This window comes from Streptomyces sp. McG3, assembly GCF_018619185.1.
Taxonomy (GTDB): Bacteria; Actinomycetota; Actinomycetes; order Streptomycetales; family Streptomycetaceae; genus Streptomyces.
The window spans coordinates 1-4,071 of record NZ_JAAXYC010000481.1 but is presented as its reverse complement, the minus strand read 5'-3'; the positions used below and the strand labels follow the sequence as shown (position 1 = coordinate 4,071).

Below are 4,071 nucleotides of genomic sequence, written 5' to 3'. Positions count from 1 at the left end.
GGTCTCGTGGGCTCGGAGATGGGTATAAGAGACAGATGCTGCGGCACATGACTCCAGTGTGTACCGCAGCACTGACAACGGACACCCGCAGCCGCCGCCCGCCCCGCCGCGAGGCCGGTTCGCCTGCCCGGCCGCTCCTCGCTCAGCTGCTCCGCACCAGGTCACTCGGGTTCGACCGGTCGGTGCACAGGGCCCAGATGACGAAGACGTCGATCGCGATGGTGACGATGGCCCAGACCGGGGTGTAGGGCAGCCACATGAAGTTGACGATGAGGTTCAGGGAGGCGAGAGCGACACCCGCGCCCCTGGCCCAGGTCGCGCCTTTGAGAATGCCCCAGCCCACCAGGATGAGGATCACGCCGAGGACGAGGTGGATCCAGCCCCACGAGGTCACGCTGAATTTGAAGACGTAGTCGTTGATGCGCGTGTAGACGTCGTTCGAGGCGATCCCCGCGATGCCCTTCAGCACGCCGAGGATGCCGTCCACGAAGAGCAGGACACCGGCGAAAACCGTGCCCCCGGCCGCCCACGGGCTGCCGGAGTTGCCGCCCGGACGGGGATCGGCGGGGCGCGACGCGCCGGGTGCGGGGGTGCTGGGCTGCGACATGAGGACTCCTTAGCCGGAACAGGCGCCGGGCACCTGCTGTCCTGACCTGCCCCGTAAGTGCGTGCAGATCAGCTCCGACGCTCCTCCCGGCCCCTGCGCAGGGCCACCCGGACGCGCCCGTTCGAGTGACGCGTCATGGCGCGCCGACCGAGACGACGCGCCCCTGGGCGTCGACGGTGAGCGCCACCCGCTCGACGCGGTTGACCAGGGCGACGCCCGCCCACACGATCCCCCACGCCAGGCACGAGAAGACGGTGAGGAAGGCATGCAGCACATGGTTCACCGGCTGCCCGCGCACCAGCACCACCTGGCTCTCCGAACGGGCCTCCACGCGCCAGCCGCTCGCGATGCGCCGGCTCACGATCCAGTCCAGGATCAGTGCGCGCTGCGCCGCGTCGGGGGGCTCGCCCCCGGCGACGTAATAGCCGGGCGGCGGTTCGACGGAGGCGCTGTCCCTCACCGTTCGACGACGCTTCACGGGATCACTCCCAGGTGTCGTGGCACGGGACCACTCCCGCGGCGTCGTGGCACGGGATCGCTCCCAGGTGTCGTGCTCACGGGGTCACTCCCAGGTGTCGAGGTCGCCGCCGCGCCATTCGATCAGCCCCGGCCGGTCCAGCTCGACGACCTGGTCGGGCCCCGGGGCGAACCCGGCGGACCGCAGCAGCGCGGCCACTTCGCCCCGCCCGTGCGCCAGGCCCACGATCTGCCCGTGCACGGTGACCCGCCGCCCTCCGGTCGCGGAGGGCGGATAGACGATCACGGGCGGGTGCTCGGCCATGCCTCCACGGTGCCCCGAGCACTGCCCCCGCGCATCCCGGGAGGCATGGCCCGTTCCCCGCTGACCTCGGCGGAACCACCCGAGCGCGGCCCGGCGTCCCCGCAGACGTTCGTACGATCATGAACCGCGACGGAGGAACCGCCCATGACGGCAACGGCTGCCCGTTACCTGTACCTCACCCGGCACGGTCAGGCCTCCGCCGACGAGAGCACGCTGACCGACGACGGCCGCCGTCAGGCCGCCCTGCTCGGGGAGCGGCTCTGCGGGGCCCCGATCACGGCGATCCACCACGGTCCGCTCCCGCGCGCCGAGCAGACGGCGCGGCTGGTCGGCGAGCGGCTGGCGGGAGTTCCGCTGCTGCGGTCCGAACCGGCCGGCGACTACATCCCGTACCTGCCACGGCGGGAGGAGCTGCCGGCGGAGTCGGCCGACGAGTCGCTCGCCCGGCTGGCCGGGTTCCCGGCGGCGGAGCGCGAGCAGGGGCCCGGGCTGGCCCGGCAGGCGCTCGCGCGGTTCACGGGAACGGTCGAGGGCGACGAGCCCCGCCACGAACTCCTCGTGACCCACAACTTCCTCGTCGGCTGGCTGGTCCGGGCCGCCCTGGACGCCCCGGAGTGGCGCTGGCTGGGCATCAACCACGCCAACGCCGCGCTGACCGTCATCCGTTACGCGCCCGGCCGCCCCCCGGCCCTCCTCCTGTTCAACGACACCGGCCACCTGCCCGCCGAACTCCGCTGGACCGGCTTCCCTCCCGAGCTGCACGTCTGAGGGGGCCGCGGCGCGGCACCGGCGGTGCGGTGGCTCAGGCACTCCGCCCGCGACCGCGGATCAACGACATCAGCAGTCCGTGCGTTTCGGCGTCCGCGGCCACGACGAGGCCACGGCCGTCCGGCCCGACGGGAGCACCGTCGACCCCGGTGACGACGCAGCCGGCGGCCCGGCACAGGGCGATCCCGGCGGCGAAGTGCACGCTGCCGCTCAGGTCGCCGCCGTCGGTGACATAGGCGGCCCTCCGGCCGGCCGCGACCCAGGCCAGGGCGAGCGTCGTGGAGACGACGCGGGGGCGGAAGCGTTCGACGAACCCGGGGTGGGCGAGCAGGTCGACGGCCCGGAAGGCGGGCGCGCCGGGGAAGGGCGGATCGAGGTTCACGTCCACCAGCCGGGTGTCCGCCGTCGGCGCCAACTGCTCCTCGCCGACCGGCCGTCGGAGCACAACGGGGCCGAAGGCCTGCCCGTACGCGTCCCCGTCCCCGTACGCACCGTAGCGGACCCATGCGGTCTCGCCATCGGTCAGGAAGACCTCGCCGCTGAACGGATCGGCCACCGCGGCCGGGCCGTTGCGCAGCGCCACGTTGACGGCGACCAGTTGCGAGCCGGTGGCGTAGTTGAGCGTCCCGCACAAGGGGTCCACCAACCACTCGCGCACCGCGTCGACCGCGCCTCGCCGGCCGCCCTCCTCGCCGTGCACCGCGTCTTCGGGCCGTGCGGTACGGATGATGTCGAGGATCGCCTCCTCGGCCGCCACATCGGCGTCGGTGGCGAAGTCCCCGGCGCCCTTGTCGATACGGGAGTGCCGCCGCCCGTAGCGGGCGCGCACGACCTCCGCCCCGGCCAGGGCCGCGACCGCCGCCACCTCGGCGTCCGTCGGGCTCGCGGGTGAGTCGATCATGGCGAGCAGCGTAGCGGGAGGCCGCGGCCGCCGTACCGGGAATCCGGCACAGCCCTCACGCTCCCCCGGCGTTCCGCCCCTGACCGCGGCCGAGCAGCAACGCCTCCGAGCCGACCGGGCGGAATCCGGCGGCCTGGAACGCCCGGATGCTGCGCGCGTTGCCCGCGGCCTGCTGCGACCAGAGCGGTTCGCCCGGGGGTACGAGGTGCCGTGCGGCGGTGGCGAGGGCGCGGCCGAGGCCCCGGTGCCGGGCGTCCTCGTCCAGTTCGACGGCGACCTCCCACCGGCCCGCCACCCCGCGCCCGAGCACCAGCACTCCCCCGTCGACCTCCCACATCCGCACCCCGTCCCGGCGCCGGCGGGCACTCATCACCCGTGGGTGTACGGGATCGGTGACCTCCCGCAGTTCCAGCGCGGGTTCACCGGGCAGCGAGGCCGCCACGGTCAGGAGGTCGATCGTGTCGGTGATCCGCCCGGTGCGCTCCAGGAAGGCCGTCAGGAAGCGGGGGTGCATCGTGGCGGCCAGCGCATCGCATTCCAGGGCGGCGAGCGTCGCGTGGACCCACTCGGGGTCCTCGTCGGTGAACACGACGGAGTGCGCGGTGAAGGCGATCACCCCGGTGTCGCGGCCACTCGGCGCGGCGACCACGGTCGTCCTCCCGTCGGTCTCCGGAAACCGTCCGTGCGCCGCCCCGTCCAGGATCCCGGCCAGCGTCTGCCCCATGAACTGCCCCTCGTACTGCGTTGTTCGGTCGGACCGTCGTATCGCCGCAGCCCGCGTCACGGCACGGGGCCGATGGACGACGAATCGTTTCGCCCGCCGCTCTCGCGGCGCACCGGCCCAGGGTAGGCCGGTGCTTCGCGCGGCAGATGTCCAGGTGCCCCGGTAGACGCGCCCGGGGAGGCCACGACGCTGCCGCCCCCGCATCGCTTCCGGCATTACCTCCGGCGTAATCGACCCCGCCCGCCGTCCCCGGCAGGATCGAACCCATCGACGGGAAGCCCCGACAGGCC

6 protein-coding genes are annotated in these 4,071 nt (G+C 73.5%); 1 reads left to right on the top strand and 5 read right to left on the bottom strand.

Annotation, left to right across the window (positions count from 1 at the left end; translation table 11 throughout):
• Positions 1 to 142: 142 nt before the first annotated feature.
• From HET64_RS37305 to HET64_RS37295, 3 genes are all read right to left on the bottom strand, one after another.
• Complete coding sequence (locus HET64_RS37305) at positions 143 to 607, bottom strand: hypothetical protein (protein WP_215111671.1); 465 nt, start codon at positions 605 to 607, stop codon at positions 143 to 145.
• Between the two features lie 133 nt (positions 608 to 740).
• Positions 741 to 1,085 (bottom strand): hypothetical protein, encoded by a 345-nt coding sequence (locus HET64_RS37300; protein WP_215111670.1) that lies wholly within the window; start codon positions 1,083 to 1,085, stop codon positions 741 to 743.
• 84 nt (positions 1,086 to 1,169) lie between these two features.
• Positions 1,170 to 1,388, bottom strand: a complete 219-nt coding sequence (locus tag HET64_RS37295; protein ID WP_215111669.1) for a hypothetical protein — start codon at positions 1,386 to 1,388, stop codon at positions 1,170 to 1,172.
• Between the two features lie 144 nt (positions 1,389 to 1,532).
• On the opposite strand from HET64_RS37295, the gene HET64_RS37290 reads away from it, so the two are divergent.
• Complete coding sequence (locus HET64_RS37290; RefSeq protein WP_215111668.1) at positions 1,533 to 2,156, top strand: histidine phosphatase family protein; 624 nt, start codon at positions 1,533 to 1,535, stop codon at positions 2,154 to 2,156.
• 34 nt (positions 2,157 to 2,190) lie between these two features.
• Here HET64_RS37290 and HET64_RS37285 read toward each other — a convergent pair whose 3' ends face one another.
• Both HET64_RS37285 and HET64_RS37280 read right to left on the bottom strand, forming a co-directional pair.
• Positions 2,191 to 3,057: an inositol monophosphatase family protein gene (locus HET64_RS37285; RefSeq protein WP_215111667.1), complete on the bottom strand. Its 867-nt coding sequence runs from the start codon at positions 3,055 to 3,057 to the stop codon at positions 2,191 to 2,193.
• Positions 3,058 to 3,112: 55 nt separating this feature from the next.
• Entirely contained in the window at positions 3,113 to 3,781 is a 669-nt protein-coding gene (locus tag HET64_RS37280) for a GNAT family N-acetyltransferase (RefSeq protein ID WP_215111666.1), read from the bottom strand.
• Positions 3,782 to 4,071: the final 290 nt, after the last annotated feature.